Consider the following 24,801-nt stretch of genomic DNA (forward strand, 5'->3'; position numbering starts at 1 on the left):
GCGTCGTTCGCATGGGCTCACTGCGAGAGGTCGATCGCGTAGAGCGACAGCATCTTGTTGCTGCCGTCGTCCTGCTCGACCAGCGTGATGCCGTCGATGCCGGCCTCCTGCGCCTTGGGCAGGGCGTTCTGCGCCGAGGAGAAGACCACGGGGCCCGTCGTCGCCACCTTGGTGAAGTGCCAGCTGCGGGCGGAGCCGTGGTCCTGGCGGGTGAGCGTCACGATCTTCTTGATGTAGGCGATCAGGACCTCGCGGTTGGTGTCGGGCGAGGCGTAGATCGTCTTGCTGCCGTCGAGCCCGGGGAACTGCCCGCCGCCGCCGGCGCGGTAGTTGTTGGTGGCGACGATGAACTCGGCGGCGGGGTCGATCGGGGCGCCGTCGAACGTGAGGTTCTTGATCCGGCCGCTCGCCTTCTCGCCCATCGGCGGCAGGGGCTGGGTGACGTCGATCTCGTAGCTGACCCGCGGGTCGGTGATCATGTCGAAGTTGTAGCCCGGCATCGCAAGGTTGATCAGCGGCTGCGGCGTCGCCACCTGCGGGTCGATCTGGTTGAAGCGCGTCGCCGCCTTCTCGAGCCAGTCGTGGAGCTCCGCGCCGGTCACCTTCACCGCCTGGAGCGTGTTGGCGTAGAGGTAGAGGTCGGCCGCGTTGTTGATGGCGATGTTGCCCGCGGGCACGTCGGTGAAGTCGTTGCCGCCGGCGAAGCCGGTCTTGAACGGCGCGCTGACCGACAGCACCGGCAGCGACGCGTACTCCGGCAGGTTGGCCTGGATGTACGCGGAGACGTGGTCGGCCTGCGCCTGGTTGACGATCTGGATCGCGCCGACGTCGCCGAGATCGGCGAACAGCGTCGTCATCTCGAAGTCGGTGGTGCCGATCGGCGTCTTGACGTAGGCGACCGTCCCCTGGTGCTCGGCGTCGACGAGCGGCGCGATCGAGGGATCGGCGTCGACGCGGATCTTGGCGCCGTCGACCTGGCCTTCGCACATGCCGGCGAAAGCGCACGGCTCGCCGGTGCGCCAGCGCTGATCGGCGTCGCAGGCCACAGGCAGACCGCCCATGCAGGTGGTGCCGATCGGGCGCGCCTCGACGACCGTCTGACCGGCGTCGATCGTCCAGCGACCCTCGGTGAAGACGAGCCCGGTCTTGATCACGCCGAGGTGCTGCCCCCAGAAGTTCGCCATGACCGCCGGCACGCCCGCGACCGTGCCGACGTCCTTGTCCACCATCGGCAGGTCGAACTGCGGCGCCGTGCTGGCCGGGTTGGGGAAGACCTGGTGCGAGTGGCCCATCAGCATCGCGTCGATGCCGGGGATCTGGGCCAGATACCAGGCCTGATTCTCGAGCGCGGGCGTATAGGGCGAGTCGTCAAGGCCGCCGTGGATGATCGCCACCACGATCTCGGCGCCCTGGGCCCGCAGCGCCTCGACGAGCGGAGGCACGGTCTCTTGCACGCCCTGGGTGTAGACCTTGCCGTCCAGCCACTTCTTGTCCCAGTTGAGGATCGGCGGCGGGGTGACGTCGACGAAGCCGATCGTCAGCGTCGAGGTGAGCGGGGCGTCGTCGGGACCTGTGGCGGTGATCGTCCGCGACAGCAGCGCGGTCGGCGGGAACAGGGTCGCGTCGGTCTTGGCGCTGAAGACGTTGCTCGACAGCTGCGGGAAGGTCGGCCCGCCGCACATCTCGGAGCCGGCGAGATCGAGGTCGGGGACGTCGAACGGCGTGTGGGTCACCTGCGACAGGAAGGGCAGGCCGAAGTTGAACTCGTGGTTGCCGATCCCGCCGACGTCGAACTCGAGGTGGTTCATCACCTTGTACATCGCCAGGGTGTCGGCGCACTCGAGCGGCTCGACGAGCGCCTGGTAGTCGGCGAGCACCGTGCCCTGGATGGTGTCGCCGTTGTCGACGAGGACGGTGTTGGCGAACTCCTGGCGCGCCTGCTGGATCAGGGTCGACGTGCGATCGAGGCCGTACGAGGGGTCCTCGGTCAGCTTGTAGTAGTCGAAGCCGAGGATCGTGGTGTGGAGATCGGTGGTCTCCAGCAGCGCGAGCACGGCCCGCGAACCCTCCGGGGTCACGGGCTCGCCGGTGGTGTCGGTGGTGTCGGTGGTGTCGGTGGTGAGGCCCTCGGTGGTGCCGGCGGTGGTGCCCTCGGTGGTGAGCTCGGTGGTGCCGGTGGTGGTGCCCTCGGTGGTGGTGCCCTCGGTGGTGCCGGTGGTCGGGGCGTCGGTGGTGCCGGTGGAGGTGGGGTCGACGGCGGTGGTGCCCGGCGCGGACGTCGAGGTCGTGGTCCCCGTCGGGGCGTCGGTGTCGGTGCCGGCGGATTCGGTGGTGGACGAGCCGGAGTCGCCGCAGGCGGCGAGCATCACGGGGGCGAGCAGGGCGAATGTGGTGATCGCGGGGAGACGGAGCGAAAAATAATGCATCGTGATGATTCCTGTCACCGCGATCGGCGCGGCGCTGCGGCGCGGGCATACTGCCTTCGATAAATTTACGCTGTCAAGCGGAGACGCCTGGAAGCGCAATATCGACAGTCGAATCACGGGACAGTCACGGCTTCTGCGCATCGTGGCCGCAATATCACGCATGATGGCGGGCGCAACGGGCGCGCCGCGATGCCGTGATCGGCGATCATCCGCGGGATGACAGGCGGGTCCGCGCCCGGCTCCGCGGCCACGCACGCGCTCGGGTTCGGCGATGGCGCTCACGCTCGGCTCGGCCCGAGATCCGTGTCTGCTCCGGTTCCCGTCGACCGCGCGTCCGTGCGCGGCCGGCGAGTGCTACGGACAATCGTCGTACCCGAATATCCGCGGTCAGACCTGGGGTCCTCGCACCCAGACCGCGCCGCCTTCGGCCACGGCCCAGATCGTCGAGCCATCGGCGCCGCTCAGCGCGACCTGGCGGAAGCGGCTGACGTCGTCTTGCGCGGGGACCTGCGCCCATAGGCTCGCTTGCCGCCTCCAGACCGCCCCGCCGTTCGCCACGCTCCAGACGACCGAACCGCCCGGCCCGCCGACCGAGACCTGCGAGAAGCTCTGCACGTCGATCTGCGGCTGCACGCGGATCCAGTCGCCCTCACGCCATTGCCAGACCGCGCCGCCGTCCGCCACCGCCCAGATGGCCGAGCCGTCGCCGCTGACGGAGACCTGGGAGAAGCTCGACACATTCGACTGCGTCGGGATCTTGTCCCACTTTTCCCGTTCCACCGCCAGACCGCGCCGCCGGTCGCCACCGCCCAGATCGTCGACCCATCCGCCCCGCCGACCGAGACCTGCGAGAAGCTCGACACCTCCGGCTGCGTGAGGACGCGCTCCCAGGCGCGCCCGTCCCACCGCCAGAGCGCGCCGCCGGTCGCCACCGCCCAGACGACCGTGCCGTCGTCGGCGCCGACCGAGACCTGCGAGAAAGTCGAGACCTCCGGCTGGGTCGGCACCGGCTCCCAGGCCTGCTGGTTCCACCGCCAGACCGCGCCGCCGGTCGCCACGCCCCAGAGCGTCGTACCGTCGCGGCCGCCCGCGGCGATCTGATCGAACTGACGGACATCGGATTGCGCCGGGAGCGGGGTCCAGAAATCGAACCTGTTCGCGGTCGTGGACATCGTTTCGTTGGCCATAAACATCTCCTTCACCTGCTGCGGATCGCCGGTTCGCGGCCGCGCTCGCGTGCTGCGAGGCGCCGGATCCGGTGCATAGGGAAGACGCGGGCCGCTGGCCGAGCATTGGCCGTCCGCGCAGACAGTGACTGTGTCCTCGGGCGCAGCAATCGCGGCGCGACGCCCTCCGCTGGAGCATTTTAGCGCTTAAATGCGAGAGACGCCGCTGGCGCACCGCCGCGGCGTTTACGTCGACTCCGGGCCGGCGCTATCACCTCAGGGGCGCAGCACGACCTTGATGCAGCCGTCCTGCTTGTCGCGGAAGGTCTTGTACGCGTCCGGCGCCTGCTCGAGCGGCAGGCGGTGGGTGACGACGAACGACGGGTCGTCGGCGCAGCGAGGTCGGTACGGGGAGCGAGCGAATCGTGTCAGTCGTCGCGGATGTTCCCCGCCACGGCCCCTCGAGCTCGAACGCGCCGGGAAACAGGGCGAGCGCGGTGAATGTCGACAGAGGGCGGGGACGATCCGCGGGGAGACGGGGACGCGGAGGTCATGCGAAGGTGCCGGAGCACCGGCCGTTCCACGCCGGATTGTTCAAGGATCCTCGGATGCTCGCGCGAGGCGAAGGGTCCCGACGGGGACGGTCTCATGCGACGACTTCGCGGATGTCCCAGGGGGACGTTCGTCGACCGCGAGCGCCGGTCGAAGTTGACGGCGAGCGGGCGAGGGGATCACACTGTGACGGCCCGCGCATCGGCGCCGGCGAAGGGGTCGCCATGAAGACACGGATCGTCCTTATCATCACCGGACTGCTGGGCGCGTGCGGCGGGCAAACCGGCGACATGACCACGACCGACGGCACCGGGACCGGGGCCAGCAGCGGGAGCACGGCCCCGGCGAGCACATCCTCGGGGTCGACCGACGAGCCCGGCACGGACGCGACCACCGCGGCGCCGACCACCAGCTCGTCGAGCACGACCGGCGAGCCGGGCACGTCCAGCTCGAGCTCCGGAGAGCCCGATTCAAGCTCGGGCTCGACCGGAGCCGACTGCCTGCGCTGCGCCGAGGCGCTCATGGGCGCGGAGGGCGAGCTCTGCGAGGACTCGCAGATGCTGTCGGACGCGTTGTTCGCGTGCATCTGCGGCGCCTGTGCCGATGTCTGCGAGGCGACCTGCACGATGTCCACGCCGCCGAACGCCGAGTGCTCGATGTGCCAGAATCAGGCGTTCGCCGACTCCTGCATGCGGGCGGTGACGGCCTGCCTCGCCGACGCCTGAGCCCCCGTCGCTCGAACCGCTCGCACGGGCGCTCGGCGACTCCCGCACCAGCCCTGCGGTCATGACCCATAGGCGGCGCGCGCGAGGCACGAGGAAGCTGGACACGGCCGCGCGCGTGGGCGGCGAGCGCGATTCGATGATTCCGGCCTGCCTCGCGGCTGCGGCGTGCGCCTGGCGGTGGGAAAGGCGGTCTGCGGCGCGACGCGAGGCCCACCCAGGCAGATCCGCCGCCGCCGGGGACACGAGGCCGTCGACGTGACCGGTCCGGGCGAGCCCACTACGAACGACGGGTCGGGGCGGCAGTGTCGCCGCGACGCGGTACATCATGCGGCCAGGCCGTGCCGTCACGATGAGGTTCGTCGCACAGCCAGGACGTGCCGCAGGACCTTGTAGATGAGCGAGAGCGCGGCGAGTCCGCCTAAGAGTACGCCCGCCAGCAAGAACAGCCCCTCGGGCGTCGTCTCGATCTTTCCGTAGCAGATGCCGCCGCCGAGGACGAGACAGACGTACGTGACGTCGCCGATGGTCGTCCAGGGGAGCCGAGCGAGCGCCGAGGGAGCATGCGGCTCCGAGAGCGGTCCCGACGCTCGTTCGGCCTGTTCGCCCATTTGCCAGGGTGGTCTCGGCTGCCAGGACTCCGACGCGGCGGGTAGCTCCGGAACCACGGCCGTGGCTCGCGTATGAGACGCGGGGCTCGTGGCCTCCGGGTCGGCGCCGGGGTCCGACGCGTCGGCGCTCACGTCCCCGGGAGGAGACCCAACGAGCAGCACGCGGCGCCTGGCACTCTCCCGCGCGCGGTGCCCGGCGACTTGCAACTGGCGCCGCTCCGACTCGCGCGTCTGTGCCTGGACGGCGCGTACGCGACGGATAGATTCCTGGCGCGCCTCGTCGTGGGCCTGCAAGTCCGCTTGCTGACGCGCCTGTTCCTGCGCCCGCGCTTCGGCCTGGAGGCGCGCCTCTTCCTGCGCTCGCGCTTCCTCTTGCAAGCGCGCCTGTTCCTGCGCCCGCGCTTCGGCCTGGAGGCGTGCCTCTTCCTGCGCTCGCGCTTCCTCTTGCAGGCGCGCTTCTTCCTGCGCCCGCGCTTCGGCTTTGAGGCGTGCCTCTTCCTGCGCTCGCGCTTCCTCTTGCAGGCGCGCTTCGGTTTGGAGGTGCGCCTCGTTCGTTTGCGACGCGTTCGCATGCAATCGGGCATCGCCTGCCTGCGACAGCGTCTCGGTGGCTTCGCGGGGCTCGACCTCTGCCCTCCTGACAAGTCGACGCTCTCCCGCCCATGCGCGCTCGAGGTCGCGACAGAACTGTGCTACTGAGTTGGTGCGTCGGCTCGGATCGTGGAGCAGGGCGGCTCGGAGAACGTCCTTGACCGCGGTGGAGGTTTCGAGCGCGTCGCAGGACCCAAGCTCGTCGAGCCGCGGCTCGCGCCCTCGGAGCACGCATTCGACGGTCCGAGCCAAGCTGAAGACATCGTAAGCCGCGGTCTTCGGGTCAGTCGTAATCGCTTCCGGCGGTGCGTAAATCGCTGTGCCGAGGGCGCGGGTCGTCATCGCCGCGAAGTTGTCGCCGCTGACGAGATCGAAGTCGATGAGCTTGGGCTGTCCCTTCGAAGTAACGAGGATATTGCCCGGCTTTACGTCTCGATGCAGTAGACCGCGCGCGTGGAGATGGTCGAGGGCGTCGCCGATTTCAATGATGTGCGCGATCAGCTCGTCGCGCGGGCGCTCGCCGACGAGGGAGCCGAGGCACCGGCCCTCGAGATAGTCCATCGCATAAAAGAACCGGAGACCCTCCTGCTCAATGCCGGAACGGACCTTGACGATCGCCGGATGCGACAGAGCTGCGAGCACTCGCGCACCGCGGGCAAATCGCTGGCGGATCCGCGGATCATCGGAGTGTTGCTCGAGCAAGATCTTCAGGGCGACATACTCGAGAGTATGCCGGTCGAGGGCTTTCCACACCAACCCGAAGTTTCCTCGCCCGCACGACGCCTCGAGCTCGTAGCGAGCATCCGCCCATTTCGCCCCTCGGTCGAGGGCGACCCCATGGATCCACTGTGCGCGCACCTGGCGGACCTCGTTCACGCGCTTCGGTCGTCCGGCCTCGAGGCCATCGAAGAAGTCATGGTCGATGAGCCCGCGGCGCTTCAACGCTTCGATGACGGCCATCACCAGCGTCGCCTGCGACGCGCCCTCCGGTAGCGTGGTGAGGAGCTCGCCGCCCTCATGCTGGCGAAACAGGTGCATGCGCAACTCGCCGGCGCTGAACAGCGAGACGAGGAGGTCGTGCAGAGCAGCTTCACGGGACATGTCAGGGCAAAGTATCGCAGATCGGCGAGACGGGGTCGGTGAGGTGCGGCGTCATCCACGTTGCGGCTCCGCGGCCCCTTGTGAAGGCTTTCAGTGAGTTTTCGCAGCGAGCGCTCCCTGATCGTGCCGCGCCGAGGAGTGCACCCCCTTTTACGGCGGCAAGCTCCGCCGACCCACCACGCCTCGGGTCGCCGAAGGGTGCAACGAGGCTCCAATCGTCAGGAAAACGATATGCCCAAGCCATGGTTCGTCGCTGCCATCTTCTGGACCGTCCCGGCGCTCGCGTCGGCGACACCCCGCTCCGTGTATGTTGCGCCCGAAGTCCGCGAGGACGCGAAGCTGTACGACCTACTGCTGTTCAGTACAGCCGTCGATCACGCGTCCGGGTCGACCATCGATTGGCAGAGCACGAACATCGTCCGGGACGGCTCTCCGATCCGCCTCTACTTCGAGTCCAAGCACACTGATCCCGAGTATGGGTTCTGCTACAAGTTTACCTTCCGCGACGCCCTCCATGAGGTCCGCACGCGCAGCGGATGTCGCCAGTGGCGCGACCGCAAGCAACACTCTGTCGAGATCCTCTCGCCCCCAGAGGCCAAGCGCCTCTCCGGTCTCCGCCTCCACACATACGACGTTCGGGGCGTTCCGTCCGACTGGGACGGCAGCGGAGACCCTCCCGACACGCTGACGCACGAGGTCGAGGATTTCACGTTCACCGATGCGACGCTCGTGTCGCGGTCGATCGATCTGCTCAAGTCGGCCGTGACGGCGAGCGCCAAGGCGGTGCTCTTGTGTGCGCACCCGACCGCCACGTATCGCGGCGTCGCCATCGATGACGTTCGGATCGGCGCGAAGGCCGTCGTCGACTTCAGGATCGCCTACCAGTGCAATGGACTGCTTGAGCGGCCGTGCTCCATGTCGCTGCAGGCGACGTTCGGCGAGCGCAAGTTCGAGGGCCTGAAGGTCACGGAGGACACGGCACTGACGGATGCGAGAGTCGGGCTCGATCTTTGCGGGGCGATCCTCCGGGACGCCCTGGACGCGATGTCACGGGGCTGACGGTGAGCCGCTTGCTCGCGGCGATGCCGCGTGTCGCGCTCGGCGCCCGAACGCCGATCTGGCGCCAGACACGCGGCCTGGGCACGAGACCCGCATCGCCATGCGCCGCGGCGACTCGTCGGCGTCGGGCACCACGAACTCGAGCGCTCTCAGGCGGCGAGCACCTGAGATGCTCGCACGGAGCGGCGCGTGGGCCGGCCATGACCTGCAGGCGGCGCGCGGCGAGGCACGAGGAAGCCGACAACGATCGCGCGCGTCGGCGGCGAGCGCGATTCGATGATTCCGGCCTGCCTCGCGGCTGCGGCGTGCGCTGCGGCCACCGGCACGAGCGGCCGCGCGCGGGCGGTGTCGTCGGGGTCACGAGAGGCCGTTTCGCCCACGGCACCGCGATGTCTGCGAGACATATTGCAACCCCTGAGGAAACAATGACGACAGGCATTCGCGGCTGCGACAACCAATCGAACGCCCACATATCTATCGTGAACATGGAGCACCCGGCGGACAGCCAGACGGTGGGGCCACGGTCGTACGCCGAGGTGTACGCGTGGATCTCCCAGCACAAGAACATACCGCTCAGCATCCAGACCGGGAGAGGCCGCTGCATCCTCTGGGACGAGGACTGGAAGATCAAGGCCGAATGGGACGACGGCTCGGGGGAGATGGTCCTCGCCGACGTCCACAGCAGCCCGCAGGATTATAAAATGACCGTCGATCCGACGGGCAACATCTCCCTCGCCGAGCGCTGACGGGGCCGCCATGAGCATGAACGACTGGAAGATCGCAAACGCCCTGGAGAACCTCACGGGGAACTGGGTCTATTACGTCTGCAACACGATCGCCGCCTTCGCGAACATCCATTTCAGCCGTCACGTGGATAATCCCGGCGACGATCACATGGCGACGAACGACAACGAATACTACTACTACGGCTACACAGGGGTCTTCAGCCACCGCGGCGGCGGCGCGGTCCCGCAGGCGATCCGGGACGCGCTCTACCAGGCCTGGCGGAACTACTTTCAGGTCTAGCAGGATGCTGAAAAAGGGGACGGCGTAACCACACGCGGGACCGACGCCCGGGCCGCCGCTCCCGGCCCGCTGCAGACCCAGATTAGCCGACTCCGGTCCACCTGTCCGTGGTTGCGTGCGCGAGCGAGGGTGGCGTACCGTTCGCGTGATGCGAAAGCTCTGGACTCCCCTGCTCTGTGTACTCGCATGCGGCGGTGAGGAGCCCGCCGCCAGCGACGGGACCACCACCGGCTCGACGGCCGCGGCCACGACCTCGGGCACGGACGTGACCACGACCGAGGGCGCGACCACGACCGTCAGCACCACCACGACCGGCACCACCGCGGATCCGGCCACGACCACGAGCACCACCTCGACGAGCGACGACAGCTCCACGGGCGCCACCACCAGCGCCACCACCGGCGTGCAAGAGTGTGCCGGCGAGCTCCCGGCCCACTGGATCGACGGCACCGACTGCGGCAGCGAGCCGCAGGTCCAGGTCCATCAGTACTCCAGCGACACCTGGATCCTCCGCCAGTCGCTGTGTACCAGCTTCGAGGGCCCGTTCATGATGCTGCTGTTCGGCTCGGAGCGCGCCCTCCTGCTCGACACCGGCGACGGCGACATCCCGATCGACGACATCGTCCACGGCCTCGTCGACGACTGGTCCCAGGCCCACGGCGGCGCGCCGATCGAGCTCGTCGTCGGCAACACCCACGCCCACGGCGATCACGTCGCCGGCAACGACCTGTTCGTCGGCGACGCCGACACCAGCATCGTCGGCATCGGCGAGGCGGCGGTGCGCCAGTTCTTCGGCATCGACGGCTGGCCCGAGCAGATCGTGCAGTACGACCTCGGCGGGCGCGTCCTCGACATCGTCCCGCTGCCCGGCCACGAGAAGGCGCACATCGCCGTTTACGACCCTGCCACCGGCGTCGTCTTCACCGGCGACACGCTCTACCCCGGCCGCCTCTACATCGCCGACTTCCCCGCCTACGTCGCCAGCATCGGCCGTCTCGTCGATCACCTCGCCGACAAGGAGGTCTGCCGGGTCCTCGGCGCGCACATCGAGATGACCAACACCCCCGGCGAGGATTTCGAGTTCATGCAGCCGTCGCACCCCGACGAGCACCCGCTCGAGCTCGACCTGGCCCACCTGCTCGAGCTGCGCGACGCCGTCGAAGCCATGCAGGAGCCCGTGATCGAGGTCCACGACGACTTCATCGTCTACCCGCTGTGAGGGCCGCACCGGCGGCGCGGCGACGCGCCGGTCCGGCGAACGTGGCAATGAGCATTCACGGCAGGCCGAGCGCGCGCATCGAGACGCGATAGATGTCGCCCTGCTTGCCGTCGCCGACGCCGGCGACGCTGCGGTCGTCCCGCGGTTCGTCGAAGCGCGGGCCGAGCGGTCCCGAGTAGCGGCGATTGCTGCTGAAGTACAACCATGCGCCGTCGGGCGAGACGCTGTGATTCCACTCGGAGGCGGCGGTGTTGAGGCTCGCCAGCGGTCGCGCGGGCTCCCACGCCCCGTCGCGCCGGCGGCTGAAGTACAGGTCGTAGCTGCCGACCGAGTCGGCGCGGCGCAGCCCGGCGAAGATCAAATAGCTCTCGTCGGGGGCGATCCACGGCTCGACTTCGAGGCCCGGCGTGTTGATCGCAGGGCCGAGGTTCTCGGGCGGCTGATAGACGCCGTCGATGCGGCGCGCGAGCCAGAGATCGGTGCCGCCGTGGCCGCCGGGGCGCTCGATCCCGAAGTAGAGGTTGCCGCTGGCGGCGATCGCCGGCGACCACTCGTCGACCGCGGCGTCGTTGACCGGCTCGGGCACGCGCTGCGCAGGCGCCCACGAGCCGTCCGACGCGCGGGGGGCGAACCAGATGTCGTACGTGGCGCGCGGTCCCGGCTCGTCGGAGCCGATGGGGCGATTCGAGATGAAGTACACGGCGTCGCCGGCGGGCGAGATGTGCGGGTCGGCGTCGCTCCACTGCCCGGCGAAGCTCGGGTGCGCCGGCTTCGACCAGCGACCGTCGACGCCGAGGCGCGTCTCCAAGATCTCGTAATGGTCGAAGGCCGGGTCGGCGCGGCCGAACAGCACTTGCCGCTGATCGGGCGAGAAGGCCATGAAGAAGTCCCACGCCCCGGTCGTGAAGTGGCCGGCGCCGTAGAGCTCGACCGCGGGTTCCGCCGCTCGCGGGACGGCGTCGACGGCCCCGCGACCGCCGACCGTGCACGCGCACGCGACCAGCAGCGCCGCCTCGCAGTGAATCGCTCGCCTCATCCGGGTGCCATACGAGAACGGGCGCCGGCTGTCAAAGCGATCGGGGCCGGGGCGAGGCGTGGTAAAAGCATACGACGCGATACGCTCGGCGAGAAACGACCCTGCACCCGAGTCTGCATGACGACGTTGAAGCTCGAGATCCCCCCATTGCGCGAGGCCGTGCGCAAGCGGCCTGGCATGTACTTCGGCGACGTCCATGACAAGGGCGGCCTGTTCCACCTGGTGCTCGACGTGATCGCCAACGCCCTCGACCTCGCGCTCGGCGGTCGTTGCACCCGCATCGACGTCGAATTCGGCGACGACGACAGCGTCACCGTGAGCGACGACGGCCCCGGGATCCCCGTCGCTCGGGATAAAGGGCCGTCGCTCATCGAGATCCTCGAGCACCGCGACGAATGGCCGACGGTCGACGGACATCGCCCCCACGTACACCTCGGGCTCGGGGCGATCGGGCTCGCGGTGGTCAACGCGGCCAGCGAGTCGTTCGAGCTGGTCACCGTGTGCGACGGGCGACGGGCGACGGCCCGCTACAGCCGTGGGATCGCGGTGCAGCCGCTGGTCGTCGAACCGACCACGCAGCCGACGGGCACGCGCGTCCGCGTGCGGCCGGATCCGCAGATCTTCACGGTCACGCGGATCCCGCGAGAGGACCTCGGCGCTCGGCTCCTGGACCTGTCGTTCCTCATGCCGCAGGTGCGGCTGTCATGGACGGGGTCTGCGCCGCGGTTCGGGCAGGGGCTCGTCGATCTGGTGAGACTGTCGGCTCGCACGACGCTCGGCGGCATCGCCCATCGCCGCCAGGAGGTGGAGACGGAGGCGGGGCCGATCGACGTCGAGGTCGTCCTGGCGTGGTGTGACGATTCCCGACCGGCGACGTGCATCCACGGATTCGTCAACATGGAGCGCACGCGCGAGCCCGGCACGCACGGCGAGGGGTTGCTCGACGGGTTACGCGGCTTCTTCCCGCGCAAGGGTGCGGCGGCCCGACGTGAGGGGCTCATGGCCGCGGTCGCCGTAATTTGAGCGACGTCAAGTGGGGCAGCCCGGTCAAGGACAAGCTCGTCACGCCAGAGGCGCGGGCCGCGGTGAAACAGGTGACAATGGCGGCCCTGCGAGCATGGGCCGCGGCGTACCCCGAGGCGGCCGCGATCATCCGAGCACGCGGCCTGTAGCGGGTCGCCGATCGACCTGTGCAGAGGCAAAGCGAGCCGTTGGGCCGTTTCGAGAATCACCCGCGGATGCGCACGCGGAGAAATGGCGCTTGTGGTCACGACGGATGCAGCGCGGCGAAGGCCGGCCAGATCGTCTCGAACCACGCGGCATGGCCGGCGGCGGAGGGGTGGAAGCCGTCGGCCGCGAAGTACTCGGCGTGCTCGTCGAGGCGGGCCGAGCCGAACAGGTCGACCAGCGTGTAGCTGTGGTCGACCGCGAGCCGCCGCACGCGCTCGTTGTAGGCGACGATTCGCTCCTCGATCTGGGCGCGGGCGATCCCGAGGAAGCGCTCGGCGAGCGCCGCAGCGGGCGCATGGGCCAGGTTGGGGAGGGTGCCGACCACGACCGGGCAGCGGGCGCGGTCGAGCTGATCGGCGATCGCCTCGAGGTTGCGGCCATAGTGCGAGGGGGTCACGCCGCGCCACAGGTCGTTGCCGCCGATGAACAGCGAGCAGACCGTCGGTTGCGCGGCGACGGCAGCGCCGAGCTGGTCGGTGCGCAGCGTCGCGGTGGTTGCGCCGTTGCGCGCGAGGTTCCGCAGCCGCGCGGACGGGTCTCGTCCCTGCAGCCGCGTGAACACGCGATCGACGTAGCCCGCGCCGGCAGGCACACCGAAGCCCGCGCCTGCCGAGTCCCCGAGGGCGACATAATGGATGGGCACGGCGCGCCAATGTAGGTCGCGGCGAGGGAGGTGCAAGCGGCTCGACGGGTCGAGCCGCTCGAGCGTCGGGACGCTGCGGGACGGGACGAGGAGGGAGCGGTGTGTGAGCGGACCGACGTGGCGAGGCTCGGTGCGTGGGCACCCGACTGACGCATATTGATGGCCTCGAGCTGGACAAGCTCCTCGGCACGAGGATCGATTCGTCGAGATCGATCGCCAGGTGGGCGACGGCGAGCTCGACGACGAGAGGCGTCGGCCAATCACCGCAGCGCGCCGATGACTTTCACGCCCGGCGCGGTCGACCAGGTGGCGAAGTCGGTGATCGGGCGATTGGTCACGCTGAAGCCGGTGCCGGTCGAGAAGGCGACCGGGAGGGTGCTCCAACCCTGGGTGCCGGTCAGCGCGAGGTCGGTCCGGCCATCACCGTTGAAGTCACCAGGGACGACCTCGGCGCCGGTGGCGGCCCAGGCGGCGAAGTCGCCGACGCCGGTGTTGGCGACGTCGAAAGTACCATCGCCCCGCGAGAAGGCGACGGGGACGGTATTCCAGCCGCTCGTGCCCGTCAGGGCGATGTCCGTACGCCCGTCCCCGTTGAAGTCGCCCGGGACGACCTCGGCGCCGGTGGCGGCCCAGGCCGCGAAATCACCGACCGCGCTGTTGGTGATGTCGAAGGCGCCATTGCCCCGCGAGAACGCGACGGGGACAGTACTCCAGCCATTGCCGCCCACCAAGGCGATGTCGGTGCGACCGTCGCGGTTGAAGTCGCCGGGGATGACTCTGGCGTCGGTGGCGGCCCAGGCCGCGAAATCACCGACGCCCTGGTTGGTGATGTCGAACCCGCCATTGCCCCGCGAGAAGGCGATCGGCACGGTGCTCCAGTCATGCGTGCCGGTCAGCGCCAGATCCATGCGGCCGTCGCGGTTGAAGTCACCCGGGACGACCGTGGCGCCGGTGGCGGCCCAGGCGGCGAAGTCTCCGACGGCCTGGTTGCTGATGTCGAACGTGCCATCGCCCCTGGAGAACGCGACGGGCAAGGTGCTCCAGCCGTTCGTGCCGGTCAGGGCGAGATCGGTGCGACCGTCCCGGTTGAAATCGCCGGAAATGGCCCTGGCGCCGGTGGCGGCCCAGTTGGCGAAGGCACCGACGGAGCCGTTGGTGATGTCGAACCTGCCGCCACCCCTGGCGAATGCGACCGGCACGGTGCTCCAGCCGCTGGTGCCCGTCAGCGCGATGTCGGTGCGACCATCGCCGTCGAAATCACCCGAGAGGACCCTGGCGCCGGTCGCAGCCCAGGCGGCGAAGTCACCCACACCCTCGTTGAGGACGGTGAAGGTGCCGTCGCCGGCCGACAGTGCGACCGGCACGGTCACCCAGCCGCCGGTACCGGTCAGGGCGAGGTCGGACCGACCGTCCCCGTTGAAATCGACGAGCTCTGCGAGAGCTGCGGCAGAGGGGGTGTTCGGGGCGGTCAGCCCGAGGTTCGCGCCGGGCTCGTTATCCGCGGCCTCGACTTCGGCTTCGAGCGCGGGCGCCAGGGCGACGCCGGGAGCGACCAATGCGGCGCACAGACCGAGGCGCCCCATGCGACGATTCGTCGATTTTCCACTGTGAATGAATACCATGACAGCCTCCGATTCGGGGCCGCGAAGCATGGAGCGGGCTCGCCGATCGGCCAGCGTGCTCGGCCGCGAATTGATCGGCTCTTTGCGCGCAGCGATCGAGCGACGACAGCCGGTCGCGCGCGTCCCCGCGACGACGACCGCGCGCACTCGACCTCGTGCCATACGCCTATACGATGCTGGACTACCTCGGAGACCACCCGGCCGGACGCACGACGGTCTCGACGTCCGGCCTGCAGTGCTTCGCGCTCGCCTGGTTCGTGCTGCTCGGGGTGGCAGGGTACGTGCTGTTCGCGACAAAGACTCACAAGGGATAGGAGCGGCCCGAGCGGGGCGGACGCGGTCCGCGACTGCCGCACGCGCGTCGGCGAGCGCGGGCCGACCCGCTCGCAGGACGCGGGCCGCGAGGGCCTCCAGGTCGATCGGCGCGTCGGGCACGGCCGGAGGTCACACCGGATCGCGCTCGTGGGGAGCGGGAGCGCTGACGATGCATGTCCATTCGGACATGTCCTCGAGTTCATGCTGCCGTGCGTCGCCCGGCGGGCGCGCGAACGGGCGAGGCCAGGTTTTTTGCTCGCGCGACGCGACATCGGATCGCGGCACCTGTCATCTCCTTGGGGGACCGCCGCGACGCGCGGTGCGCCGGGCGACTTGCCCCATACACCACAGGAGGAACCATGAAGACCAAGTCCAAGATCAAGGCGGGCGCGTTCAAGCTCGGGCTCACCAACGGCTGAGTAGCGAGCGACGGCACGCGCCGCGGCGGCTCGCCGACCCCGCTTTGGGGTCGCCGATCGGCAGCGCGCGAGCGATGCCTGCAGACCGCCCGCGGCCGCCGACGCGGCGTTCGCCGTCGTGGTCGGCCGACCTGACCGCGAACACGTGCTCGGCGGCGCGGGAGGTGGTACGACTCCGCCATGCGACTGACTTATGCGTGGATCCTGGTCGGCATGGCCGCGTGCGGGCCCAAGACCCCCGGCGGCGAGACCGAGGGCGGCAGCGGCGACACCAGCGGCGAGGGCTCGACCAGCACCGCGACGACCGACGGCGTCGAGCCGACGACCTCGGCGTCGACGACGTCCGCGAGCACGACCGGCGAGGCGACCGGCGAGAGCGAGACCACCGGACCCGCGGGGATGTGCCCGGCGCCGCAGGTGCCCGACGTGATGTTCGACGTGTCCGGCTTCGCCGACGACTTTCAGGGCCACGTCCAGGCGTCATGCACGGTCCAGAGCGTGTCGCTCGGCGACGTGTCGGACGCGGTCACGCTGGCCTGCGACGTCGACGGCAGCGACGTCGAGGTCGTGGTGAGTTTTACCAACGCGGCGGTGCAGCTGCCCGAGGGCCTCCAACAGCTCGACGCGCCGGTGACGCTGCGCTACGTCCGCGCCGACTACGAGTACCGCGGCGACTGGCTCGCGCTCGGCGATTTCCGCGACGTGTTGCTGCTCGGTCTGGCGGCCGGCAGCAGCGCGCTGCCGTTCGTCGAGGGCGAGGGGCAGATCGACGACATCTTCGCGCCGGTGTCCGTCGAGGCGCTCGGTGGTCTCTGTCCCAAGGGCCAGGGGAGCTGCTTCGCCCTCGGCGAGCCGGCGGTGCTGCGATTTTCGAGCGGCGACGATTCGCTCGAGGCGTTCCCGCTGCAGGTCGGGAAGATCGGTCCGTACGCGGTGCACACGGGCGCGTCGTGGCTGTCGGACCCCGAGAGCGCCTACGCGTGCGACGGCCCGAGCGACGACTGGGCCGCCTTCGGCCTGGTCCGCCAGTGAGCGGTCGCAGCGCCTGGGTTCCGGAACGGACGAGCTCGCCGGCTCCGTCGGGCCGGAAGGAGAGCGAGCGCAGCCGCGCAACCAGCGGCGTGAGCGGGCGAGCCGCGGGCCCTCGAGGCGTTTTTGTTTTTTAGTGCTCGCCGTGTCGATCCGCGGCGTCCTCGTTCGTCGTGCGAGTGGGGGCGGGGCACGCCCCAGCGAGGGACCGACAATGCTGACCTTCACGAGGATTGACCATGGGACTCGACTTCATCCGTCCGGCGAAGATCGGCGCGTTCGTGCTCGCGCTCGCCGCTGCCGGCTGCGACGACGGCAGCGGGGCCGGGGACGCGCGGTGGGTCGCTGCCTGGGCGACGAGCATGATGGAGCCGGGGGCGCAGATCGGCGAGCTGAAGTCGCGCAGCTTCAGCGACGAGACGCTGCGCCAGACGGTCACCGTGACTGCCTCGGGCGATCGGGTCCGGCTGCGGCTCTCGAACCTGTTCGGGAGCCAGCCCCTCGAGCTCGCCGAAGTCCGGGTGGCGAAGGAGCAGGAGCCGCTCGTCACGGCGCCGGGCAGCGATCGCCAGGTCCAATTCGCCGGCCGTTCGGGCGCGACGATCCCGGCGGCTGCCGAGCTCCTCAGCGATGTCGTGGACCTCGAGGTGAGCGAGGGCGAGCGGCTGATCGTCAGCATCTACGCCGCGAAGCCGTCGGAGCTCGCGACCTGGCATCCGCTCTCACTCACGACGCACGCCGTCGCCGCGGGCAACCAGGCGGCGAGTCAGCGTCTCACTGAGCCGAGCGCGCTCACGTCCGCGTTCTGGCTCGCGGGCGTCGACGTCGAATCGGCGGCGAACGACAGGGTCCTGGTCACGTTCGGCGACTCGATCACGGACGGCGCCTCTTCGACCCTCGATGGTCGCAGCAGCTACCCGGACCGGCTCTACGCGCGCCTGCAGGAGGACCCGGAGACCCGGTCGGTCGCGGTCGTCAACCACGGGCTCGGCGGCAACCGGCTGCTGCGAGACGACATCGGGCCGAGCGGGCTGTCGCGGTTCGAACGCGACGTCCTGGGCACGCCCGGAGTGACGCACGCGATTGTTTTGATCGGCATCAACGACATCGGCATGCCGGGATTCGTGGGACCCTCCGAACAGGTGACGGCGGACGAGCTCATCGACGGGCTCGAGACGCTGGCCGACGAGGCGAGGGCGAACGGGGTCGAGACCCTCGTCGGCACGATCATGCCGTTCGAGGCGGCGTTTCCCCGTACTACTCGCTCGAAGGGGAGGAGATTCGCCAGGCCGTCAACACGTGGATCCGCGGCAACGAGGCGTACGACGGGGTGATCGATTTCGAGGCCGCGGTGCGCGACCCCGAGCACCCCACGCGGATCCTCGCCGCCTTCGACAGCGGCGATCACCTGCACCCCAACGACGCCGGCTACCAGGCGATGGCCGACGCGGTGCCCCTGTCGCTCTTCGAGTAGCGGGCTCGTCGGCGGCGTCACGGCTCGCGCCTCACGGTCGCCGACGCGGGGTCGGCGTCACCGTCGCGCGCGACCGCTCTGCATGGCGAACGCGATCCCGGTCTGCAGCGTCCCGCGCGTGACGAGCTCGTCGAGGTTGGAGCCGAGGGCGACCAGGCCCTGCGCGATGGCCGGACGGATCCCCGTCAGCACCACCTGCGCGCCGAGCAGCTTCACCGCCTGCGCGGCCTGGATGAGCCCCTGGGTGCCGTCTGCGTCGATCTCGGGGACGCCCGTGATGTCGAGGATGGCGGTGGTCACTCGCAGGCGCTGCACCTCGTCGAGGAGCACGCCCAGCGCCTGCTGCATGCGGGCCTGGTCCAGCTGGCCGACGAACGGCATGACGATGACGTCGTCGCTGATCGGGATCACCGGGGCGGACAACCTGGCCAGCATCTCTCGCTGCGCCTGGATCGTCTCCTCCTTGCTCAGGCGCAGCGCCTCCTCCGCCCGCTTGCGGTCGGTGATGTCGACGAGCGACACGAAGCAGCGCTCCCACGTGTGCTGGCAGTCGGCGCTGACGACGACGCGGAACATGATGTTCCTGACCTCGCCGAGGAGCGTGCAGATGGTCGTCTCCTCCTCGTAGAACATCGCCCCGCCGCCGATCGCTACGAGCTCGCGCCGGAAGGTGTCGAGCGAGTCCTGGTTGAACACGACGGACAGCGCTTGCAGCAGCTGATCCTTGTTCGGGGCCTGGCAGAGCTCGAGCGTGGCCCGGTTGACGTCGAGGATCCGCACCAGGCCGACGCAGGCGATGACGTCGTCGACGTGGCTGCGGAGGTATGCGTCGAGATCGACGCCGGTGGCGAGGATCCGGTCGAGGTGCTGCTTGACCGCGGACCAGTCCTCTTCCCACAGGGAGATCGGAGAGCTCTCGAAGATGTTGCGGTAGCGAGCCTCGCTGCGTTCGAGCTCCGCGACGCGCTGACGCAACTGGGTGAGCTCAAGATCCGAGTTCATCGATGTCTCCTGCAGCCCGGCGAACAAAGGCTCGCGGCGAGGATGCCACGACGGCGCCCCCGAGGGCGAGCGAGGCCGTCGGGGGCTCTGTCGCCGCCCGCCGCGCCAGGCGAGGCGCGCGCCACCACGCACCGATGGCGATGCCGCTGAATTCCTCGCCCGGCGTGGGCTCTGGCGCGCCTCCGAAACATGCTCCGGGCGTCGGGCGCATATGCGAGTCATCCCCACCTCGGCGCTCGCATCATCCGGGCGCCCACAGGCCAAATGAAGCCTCGTTCACGCGCGCGCACGGGCGGCCGACGATCGATCCGAGCGCGCGTCCTCGCCGTGGCCGCGGGGCGCCGTCGTCGGTGCGGTCGACCTGCTCGACGCTGATCGCTCGCGGGTTCGACAGAGGAGCGATCCACCAGGCGCTGCGGGACGAGGCGGCGCGCGCGTCGGCGGTCGACACCGACAGTGACAGCAGCAGCGCCATCGAGTGGCAGGTGAACCAGAGCAGGGCGAACGAGGCGCTGGCGCGGTTCGAGCTCGACCAGGAGATGGACGCTCGCGCGGCGCTGGTGGCGGCCTGCCAGGCCCCTATCACGACGGACCTCCTCGACGACGGCGACGCGGCGGCGCTGGACGCGTCGATCGAGCGACATGCGGCGGTGCGGGGGACGATGCTCCGGCGCTGCTCGAGCTCGAGCGAGACCCGACGGAGGCGTCGATGCTGGCGGTGTACCGCGCGTTCGCGGCGTGGGCGGAGCCGTGGGCGGCGCGCCTGGACGAGGACGGCAAGGCGCCCGCGAGACGGCCAATCGTTGCGATGATTGAGGCGTCCGGCGTACCTGAATGCGAGAGCAAGGTGGTGTAGTGAATCTGTGATGTCAGCAATCCAAGTCGCGTCAGTCGCGACGTGGGATTCTCTCTGCTGTGCTTCGACCCGCGATCGTCGATTGCCGCGGGCGTCATCGTGCGAGGGTCCACGAGGCGATGGCACGCCGCCTGGCTCCCGCTCGAGGCGCCCGTCGTGGGTCAGCGCGACGCATCGCCGGTGTGTCGAATCGAAGCCGTCCGCCCGGCGACGTCGGACGCTTCTCCGGTGCACCTGTCTCATGCGCCATGTCTGTCGGGCGGCGGCGCCACGCGAGTGTCACCAATGGGGCCGATGTAAGGCCTGGGTGGCTCGAGCGGGACGCCGCCCCCGCTGCGGTCTGCGGTGGACGGGCGCCGTCGGGGGCCACGATCAGGGCTGCCATGATAACCCTGGTCCACACTGGCGCTCCTGCACCCTTCACCTACATCGCAGCGTCATGCGTCGGATCGCTGCTTGGGGGCGCGAGACGGATTGACGCGCCGCGGGTGCGTCGGCCAAATAGATAGCTCGGTTCGGAAACGGAGGGTTTGGACATGCGCAAGTTGATCGTGATCGGTGTGTTTGCGGCGTGCGGGCTCGGGATCGTCGAGACCGCGGTGGCCAACTACTTCTACCCGGGCAAGGTGATCATCGGCACCGGCGTCATCGGCGGCGGCGGGACCACGACGGGCGGCGGGACGGACGGCACGACGGGCAGCACGCTCGGGCAGGACGCGAACAAGATGAACTTCGAGGAGCCCTGTACGGTCAAGCCGATCGTGTGCGAGTGCTTCACCGGCGTGACGGTGTGGGAGGCTTGCAAGAAGAGCAACGCCGACCTGCAGTGCCTGACGCCGAAGAGCAAGTTCGACATGATCGAGCAGGAGGGGCAGGTCGTCGTCTGGGACAAGACGATGACGATCGGCGGGCTGGTGTGCGCCGGCAAGTCCGACGGGACGGCGTACATCAACCTGCCCTAGCGGACAGCCAGGCGTCGACCTCGGCGGCGGCCGGCTGAAACGCCGCGCCGACGCCGAGGAAGCGAGCCTTCGCCTCCGCCGCGAGGTCGCGGCTGCGGGCGGCGTTGGCCGGGTCGAGCCGGACCAGCGCACGCGCGAGCGCGAACTGAGCCTCGGCGATGTCGTAGGGGGCGACGAAGGCGTTCTCCGGCAGCAGCGGGAGCGCCTGCTCGAGCGCCTCGGCGGCGGCGGCGTGGCGGCCAGCGGCGAGGTGGACGCGACCGAGGCCGGCGAGCGGGACGCCGCGGGTCGGGTCGACGGGATTGGTCGCGAGCTCGGCGAGGGCGCGCTGGAAGGTGCGCTCGGCGTCATCGAGTCGACCGGCGCGCAATGCGCGGTCGCCATGCCGGCGAGCGCCTGCGTGGTCCGCGGGTGACCTGTCCCGAAGGCCTGCTGGAAGATCGCCTGAGCGTCGGCGAACGACTGCTCCGCCGCGGCGAATTCGCCGGCGAACAGGTGGGTGTTGCCGAGCTCGATCAGGCAGTCGCCGCGGCTCGGGTGAGCAGGCGGCAGGTGGGCGTCGTAGATCGCCAGCGCCTGCCGGAACGCGGCCAGTGAATCGGGGTAGCGCGCCTCGAACTGGGCGATCATGCCGAGGTTGAAGTGGACGGTCGCCAGGGCGGGGTGGCTGTCGCCGTAGGCGCCGCGGACGATCGCCAGAGTGCGGGTGAAGGTCGCCTCGGCGTCGTCGAGGTGGAACAGGCTCAGCTCGGCGGCGCCGATGTTGTTGAGCACGTCGCCGAGCACGGGGTGGTGGGCGCCGTAGGTCTGCTCGAAGATCGCCAGGACGCGGCGGTACTCGGCGATGGCGGCCGGGTAGTCGCCGCGCAGGAATTTGAGCGTGCCGCGGGAGATCAAAGCCTGGCCGTGGGCGATCGAGGTCTCGCCGTGGAGCTGGGCGCGCAGATCGACGGCGCGGTCGATGTGCGGAGCGGCGCGCTCGAGGTCGCCGCGGGTCAGCAAGAGGTCGCCCAGGCGGCCCTCGAGCAGCGCCTCGGCGGTGCCGCCGTCCGACAGGCGGCCGGTGGCGCCGCGCGCGAGCTCGGCGAGGTGCAGGCCCTCGTCGAAGCGGGCCTGTCGCACGCCGACGGTGCGGACGAGGTCGATGGTCGCGGCGGCGCGGGTATCGTCGTCGCCGGCGCGGTCGGCCGTCGCGGCGGTGCGCAGCAGCGCGGCCTCGGCGTTCGGGTAGTCGCCGAGCTGGTCGTCGATCTTGCCGGCGAGGTGCAGCGTGGCGGCGAGCGTCGGCGGGTGCGCGAGCGCTTCGGCCTCGGCGCGCAGCGGCCCCAGCTCGGCGCGCGCGGCCTTGTACTGACCGACGTCGAACTTGGCCTGCACGCCGGCGAGGCGGGCCCGCAGGTCGTCGACAGCGCGCGCGACCGCGGGGTCGTCGGGCGCGGGGCTGCGGGCGAGCAGGGCGCGGGTGTCGGCGCAGCGCGCGAGCGTCGGCAGCTGGTCGGCGGCCTGCACGGCCTTCTCGAGCACCGCGGCGTCGGCGGTCGTCAGGACGCCGACGAGCGCGCGCAGGGCGGTCTTGCGATCGTCGAGGCAGGCGACGCGCAGGTCGTACAGCGAGTCGGACTGCTCGCCGCGGCGGTGCGACTCGCAGGCGCCGCGGCGCATGTCGATCCACCCCCCGGCGTACTCGGCGAGCCGCTGGTCGACGCGGGTCGCGACCTCGTCGGCGTAGGCGGTCCCGGTCGCGGTGAGGGCCGCGCGGACGGTGGGGGCGACGGAGAGATCCCAGACGCCGGCGAGCTGCTCGTCGGCGCCGACGCAGGTCGCGGCGTCGCGGGCCTGGATCGCGTAGGCCGCGTAGCCGCCGGCGCTGGCGAACAGCATCACGCCGGTGACGGCCGCGGCGATACCGAGGCGACGGCGTCGGGCGCGGTCGGGGTCGGCCGACAGCACCTGCAGGAGCGCGTCCATGGTCGGGAAGCGCAGGGCCGGATCGATGCTGAGGCCGCGCACCAGCGCGGCGTGGACCCACCCGGGACCGCGGTGTCGCGCGGGGGGTCGAGGCGCCTGTCCTCGAGGACAGCCTTCGAGATCTCCGCCGTCGTCGCGCCCTTGAACGGGCGGTAGCCGTTCAGGCTTTCGAACAGCGCGACGCAGAAGCTGAACTGGTCGCTGAGCGCGTCGGCCGGCTCGCGCAGCAGCTGCTCGGGGGCCATGTACGCGGGCGTGCCGATGAACGTGCCGATCTGCGTCAGCTCGACGCTGCTCGCGCTCGGCGGCGGGCCGCCCGGGAGGACCACGGCGTGCTCGTCGTGGCGGGCGAGGCCGAAGTCGACGACGCGCACGCGGCCGTCGTCGCCGACGATCACGTTGTCGGGCTTGAAGTCGCGGTGGACGATGCCGGCGCCGTGGGCCGCGGCGAGGCCGTGGCCGGCTTGCAGGTACGCGCCGAGGACCGCTCGCCACGACCGGTCCTCGCGCAAAAGCCAGTCCTTGAGGCTGCCGCCGCTGACGAACTCCATGGCGATGAACACCGCGTCGCCGAACGGACCTACGTCGTAGACCTGGGCGACGTTGGGGTGCGACAGCTTGGCCATCGCCTGCGCCTCGCGCAAAAGCCGGGCCTGGCCGACGCTCTGCTGCTGGCCGCGGATCTCGCCGCGCAGCAGCTTGAGCGCGACCTTGCGCTCGAGCTGCTCGTCGTAGGCCGAGTACACGACGCCCATGCCGCCCTCGCCGAGCTTGCGCAGGACGACGAACCGACCGATCTTCGCCGGGCCGGCGTCGCCGTCGGACTCGGCCCGCCTGCCGCGCTCGGACGCCGGCGCGGGCGTGTCGACGCGGGTGACGAGCTGGCTCGAGTGCGTGGGGTCGACGGGCATCGGCGCCTGTTCGAGGTTCTCGGATGCGGGCGAAGGGTGCAAGCTGCGGGCAGGCGATCGCGGACGCCGGCGCGCGATCGTGGACCGGGGATGTCGCCGGGTGCCGCGTCTCGGCCCCAGCGCACAGGTGGGCGCGGGTGCGGCGGACGGGCAAAGGCGATCGCAGGTCGATGTCTCCCGGGACATGTCCGTTGGTGCCGGCGCACGGCATTTCCCGAGGTTCGGCGCAGCCAGCGCGCACGCGTCGACCGCGTGACCGCGCGAGCGACCTGTCTGCTGCAGTCAGGTCGATCCGCGCCCGTGGCCCTCGACCTGTCCCGAAGGCCATCCACTTCCGGGTCATCATCGGCCGCTTCGGCTTGCGCAGGGAGGCGAAGAACATGGCGGCGATCGCCATCGCCACGTCGACCTCGGCCGGGGCGCTTCGGCGGCCTGGCGATCGCCAATCACAATACCCGCGGCACGCTCAGGAGCTGTTGTCCGCCAAATACATACAAGGCGGTGCGTCCGATGGCGAGGCCGAGGCGTGGGTATCCGCTGCCGTGGGGCCAGGGGTCGGCGACGAAGTGCCCGAGCACGTGCACCTGCGAGCTCGCCAGGTCCAGCCGCCAGACCTCGCGCGGCGCGCGTCGGGTATCGCCGACGATCGCATACAGCGCCCCGTCACGGGTTGCGAGCGCGAGCGGCGGCTGCCGGGTGCGCGCCAGCAGCCGCGGCTCGCCGCCGCGGCGAGGCAGTGCGACGAGCCCGCCGGCCTTGCGGTCGTACAGGTACACCGCGCTCGCGTCGATCGTCGTCGCCTGGCCCCACCAGGCGTCGTCGCACTGCGGGATTGCGTCGTCTTCACGATGCCCGCGACGG

24 protein-coding genes and 1 pseudogene are annotated in these 24,801 nt (G+C 70.1%); 13 read left to right on the top strand and 12 right to left on the bottom strand.

The window, feature by feature from the left end:
* Positions 1-17: 17 nt before the first annotated feature.
* Positions 18-2,426 carry a 5'-nucleotidase C-terminal domain-containing protein gene (locus OV079_RS02075; protein WP_267765913.1) on the bottom strand — a complete coding sequence of 803 codons (2,409 nt, stop codon included), beginning with the start codon at positions 2,424-2,426 and terminating at the stop codon, positions 18-20.
* 387 nt (positions 2,427-2,813) lie between these two features.
* Positions 2,814-3,206, bottom strand: coding sequence for a hypothetical protein (locus OV079_RS02080; protein ID WP_267765914.1), 393 nt, complete (start codon positions 3,204-3,206; stop codon positions 2,814-2,816).
* A 93-nt stretch (positions 3,207-3,299) separates the two neighbouring features.
* Between OV079_RS02080 and OV079_RS02085 the strand changes: the two genes are divergently transcribed.
* Positions 3,300-3,527, top strand: a complete 228-nt coding sequence (locus OV079_RS02085) for a hypothetical protein (RefSeq protein ID WP_267765915.1) — start codon at positions 3,300-3,302, stop codon at positions 3,525-3,527.
* A gap of 841 nt (positions 3,528-4,368) precedes the next feature.
* Positions 4,369-4,869 (top strand): hypothetical protein, encoded by a 501-nt coding sequence (locus OV079_RS02090; RefSeq protein WP_267765916.1) that lies wholly within the window; start codon positions 4,369-4,371, stop codon positions 4,867-4,869.
* Positions 4,870-5,213: 344 nt separating this feature from the next.
* On the opposite strand, the gene OV079_RS02095 is transcribed toward OV079_RS02090, so the two are convergent.
* Positions 5,214-7,169 carry a serine/threonine protein kinase gene (locus OV079_RS02095; RefSeq protein ID WP_267765917.1) on the bottom strand — a complete coding sequence of 652 codons (1,956 nt, stop codon included), beginning with the start codon at positions 7,167-7,169 and terminating at the stop codon, positions 5,214-5,216.
* Between the two features lie 231 nt (positions 7,170-7,400).
* Here OV079_RS02095 and OV079_RS02100 point away from each other — a divergent pair, with 231 nt between their 5' ends.
* The 4 genes from OV079_RS02100 (at position 7,401) to OV079_RS02115 (ending at position 10,473) form a co-directional block, all read left to right on the top strand.
* Entirely contained in the window at positions 7,401-8,228 is an 828-nt protein-coding gene (locus OV079_RS02100) for a hypothetical protein (protein ID WP_267765919.1), read from the top strand.
* 485 nt (positions 8,229-8,713) lie between these two features.
* Positions 8,714-8,974 carry a hypothetical protein gene (locus tag OV079_RS02105; protein ID WP_267765920.1) on the top strand — a complete coding sequence of 87 codons (261 nt, stop codon included), beginning with the start codon at positions 8,714-8,716 and terminating at the stop codon, positions 8,972-8,974.
* Positions 8,975-8,984: 10 nt separating this feature from the next.
* Positions 8,985-9,254, top strand: coding sequence for a hypothetical protein (locus OV079_RS02110; protein WP_267765921.1), 270 nt, complete (start codon positions 8,985-8,987; stop codon positions 9,252-9,254).
* A 148-nt stretch (positions 9,255-9,402) separates the two neighbouring features.
* Complete coding sequence (locus tag OV079_RS02115; protein WP_267765922.1) at positions 9,403-10,473, top strand: MBL fold metallo-hydrolase; 1,071 nt, start codon at positions 9,403-9,405, stop codon at positions 10,471-10,473.
* A gap of 55 nt (positions 10,474-10,528) precedes the next feature.
* Here OV079_RS02115 and OV079_RS02120 read toward each other — a convergent pair whose 3' ends face one another.
* A complete protein-coding gene (locus OV079_RS02120) occupies positions 10,529-11,509 on the bottom strand; it encodes a TolB family protein (RefSeq protein WP_267765923.1) in 981 nt (326 codons plus the stop codon).
* Between the two features lie 117 nt (positions 11,510-11,626).
* Between OV079_RS02120 and OV079_RS02125 the strand changes: the two genes are divergently transcribed.
* Positions 11,627-12,532, top strand: coding sequence for an ATP-binding protein (locus OV079_RS02125; protein WP_267765924.1), 906 nt, complete (start codon positions 11,627-11,629; stop codon positions 12,530-12,532).
* Positions 12,533-12,776: 244 nt separating this feature from the next.
* Here OV079_RS02125 and OV079_RS02130 read toward each other — a convergent pair whose 3' ends face one another.
* A complete protein-coding gene (locus OV079_RS02130; RefSeq protein WP_267765925.1) occupies positions 12,777-13,382 on the bottom strand; it encodes an SGNH/GDSL hydrolase family protein in 606 nt (201 codons plus the stop codon).
* A gap of 260 nt (positions 13,383-13,642) precedes the next feature.
* A complete protein-coding gene (locus OV079_RS02135; protein ID WP_267765926.1) occupies positions 13,643-15,151 on the bottom strand; it encodes an FG-GAP repeat domain-containing protein in 1,509 nt (502 codons plus the stop codon).
* 8 nt (positions 15,152-15,159) lie between these two features.
* On the opposite strand from OV079_RS02135, the gene OV079_RS02140 reads away from it, so the two are divergent.
* The 4 genes from OV079_RS02140 (at position 15,160) to OV079_RS02155 (ending at position 18,241) form a co-directional block, all read left to right on the top strand.
* Positions 15,160-15,318 (top strand): hypothetical protein, encoded by a 159-nt coding sequence (locus OV079_RS02140; protein ID WP_267765928.1) that lies wholly within the window; start codon positions 15,160-15,162, stop codon positions 15,316-15,318.
* Positions 15,319-15,918: 600 nt separating this feature from the next.
* Positions 15,919-16,770 (top strand): hypothetical protein, encoded by an 852-nt coding sequence (locus tag OV079_RS02145; protein ID WP_267765929.1) that lies wholly within the window; start codon positions 15,919-15,921, stop codon positions 16,768-16,770.
* 236 nt (positions 16,771-17,006) lie between these two features.
* On the top strand, positions 17,007-18,101 hold the full coding sequence (locus OV079_RS02150; protein WP_267765930.1) for a GDSL-type esterase/lipase family protein: 1,095 nt from the start codon (positions 17,007-17,009) through the stop codon (positions 18,099-18,101).
* Positions 18,071-18,241 (top strand): SGNH/GDSL hydrolase family protein, encoded by a 171-nt coding sequence (locus OV079_RS02155; protein WP_338089044.1) that lies wholly within the window; start codon positions 18,071-18,073, stop codon positions 18,239-18,241. The genes OV079_RS02150 and OV079_RS02155 overlap by 31 nt, the downstream gene beginning before the upstream one ends.
* A 57-nt stretch (positions 18,242-18,298) precedes the next feature.
* Here OV079_RS02155 and OV079_RS02160 read toward each other — a convergent pair whose 3' ends face one another.
* Positions 18,299-19,243, bottom strand: coding sequence for an STAS domain-containing protein (locus OV079_RS02160; protein WP_267765932.1), 945 nt, complete (start codon positions 19,241-19,243; stop codon positions 18,299-18,301).
* Between the two features lie 241 nt (positions 19,244-19,484).
* A complete protein-coding gene (locus OV079_RS02165) occupies positions 19,485-19,829 on the bottom strand; it encodes a hypothetical protein (RefSeq protein WP_267765933.1) in 345 nt (114 codons plus the stop codon).
* Positions 19,830-19,952: 123 nt separating this feature from the next.
* Here OV079_RS02165 and OV079_RS02170 point away from each other — a divergent pair, with 123 nt between their 5' ends.
* Positions 19,953-20,099, top strand: coding sequence for a hypothetical protein (locus OV079_RS02170; protein WP_267765934.1), 147 nt, complete (start codon positions 19,953-19,955; stop codon positions 20,097-20,099).
* 536 nt (positions 20,100-20,635) lie between these two features.
* On the top strand, positions 20,636-21,061 hold the full coding sequence (locus OV079_RS02175) for a hypothetical protein (protein WP_267765935.1): 426 nt from the start codon (positions 20,636-20,638) through the stop codon (positions 21,059-21,061).
* On the opposite strand, the gene OV079_RS02180 is transcribed toward OV079_RS02175, so the two are convergent.
* From OV079_RS02180 to OV079_RS02195, 4 genes and pseudogenes are all read right to left on the bottom strand, one after another.
* Complete coding sequence (locus OV079_RS02180; protein ID WP_267765936.1) at positions 21,048-21,431, bottom strand: tetratricopeptide repeat protein; 384 nt, start codon at positions 21,429-21,431, stop codon at positions 21,048-21,050. The two genes, OV079_RS02175 and OV079_RS02180, sit on opposite strands and share 14 nt — an antisense overlap.
* A 92-nt stretch (positions 21,432-21,523) precedes the next feature.
* Positions 21,524-23,029, bottom strand: a pseudogene (locus OV079_RS57115) (tetratricopeptide repeat protein); the annotation flags it as partial.
* Positions 22,942-23,940, bottom strand: coding sequence for a serine/threonine-protein kinase (locus OV079_RS02190; protein WP_267765938.1), 999 nt, complete (start codon positions 23,938-23,940; stop codon positions 22,942-22,944). The gene OV079_RS02190 and the pseudogene OV079_RS57115, both read right to left, overlap by 88 nt.
* Positions 23,941-24,386: 446 nt before the next feature.
* A complete protein-coding gene (locus tag OV079_RS02195; protein WP_267765939.1) occupies positions 24,387-24,716 on the bottom strand; it encodes a hypothetical protein in 330 nt (109 codons plus the stop codon).
* Positions 24,717-24,801 lie beyond the last annotated feature (85 nt).

This window comes from Nannocystis pusilla, assembly GCF_026626665.1.
GTDB classification, from domain to species: domain Bacteria; phylum Myxococcota_A; class Polyangia; order Nannocystales; family Nannocystaceae; genus Nannocystis; species Nannocystis pusilla.

Coding starts and splice junctions, on each gene's coding strand:
- OV079_RS02075 (WP_267765913.1), bottom strand. CDS start 2,426: ATGCATTATTTTTCGCTCCGTCTCCCCGCGATCACCACATTCGCCCTG.
- OV079_RS02090 (WP_267765916.1), top strand. CDS start 4,369: ATGAAGACACGGATCGTCCTTATCATCACCGGACTGCTGGGCGCGTGC.
- OV079_RS02095 (WP_267765917.1), bottom strand. CDS start 7,169: ATGTCCCGTGAAGCTGCTCTGCACGACCTCCTCGTCTCGCTGTTCAGC.
- OV079_RS02100 (WP_267765919.1), top strand. CDS start 7,401: ATGCCCAAGCCATGGTTCGTCGCTGCCATCTTCTGGACCGTCCCGGCG.
- OV079_RS02105 (WP_267765920.1), top strand. CDS start 8,714: ATGGAGCACCCGGCGGACAGCCAGACGGTGGGGCCACGGTCGTACGCC.
- OV079_RS02110 (WP_267765921.1), top strand. CDS start 8,985: ATGAGCATGAACGACTGGAAGATCGCAAACGCCCTGGAGAACCTCACG.
- OV079_RS02115 (WP_267765922.1), top strand. CDS start 9,403: ATGCGAAAGCTCTGGACTCCCCTGCTCTGTGTACTCGCATGCGGCGGT.
- OV079_RS02120 (WP_267765923.1), bottom strand. CDS start 11,509: ATGAGGCGAGCGATTCACTGCGAGGCGGCGCTGCTGGTCGCGTGCGCG.
- OV079_RS02125 (WP_267765924.1), top strand. CDS start 11,627: ATGACGACGTTGAAGCTCGAGATCCCCCCATTGCGCGAGGCCGTGCGC.
- OV079_RS02145 (WP_267765929.1), top strand. CDS start 15,919: ATGCGACTGACTTATGCGTGGATCCTGGTCGGCATGGCCGCGTGCGGG.
- OV079_RS02150 (WP_267765930.1), top strand. CDS start 17,007: ATGGGACTCGACTTCATCCGTCCGGCGAAGATCGGCGCGTTCGTGCTC.
- OV079_RS02160 (WP_267765932.1), bottom strand. CDS start 19,243: ATGAACTCGGATCTTGAGCTCACCCAGTTGCGTCAGCGCGTCGCGGAG.
- OV079_RS02170 (WP_267765934.1), top strand. CDS start 19,953: ATGCTGGCGGTGTACCGCGCGTTCGCGGCGTGGGCGGAGCCGTGGGCG.
- OV079_RS02175 (WP_267765935.1), top strand. CDS start 20,636: ATGCGCAAGTTGATCGTGATCGGTGTGTTTGCGGCGTGCGGGCTCGGG.
- OV079_RS02190 (WP_267765938.1), bottom strand. CDS start 23,940: ATGCCCGTCGACCCCACGCACTCGAGCCAGCTCGTCACCCGCGTCGAC.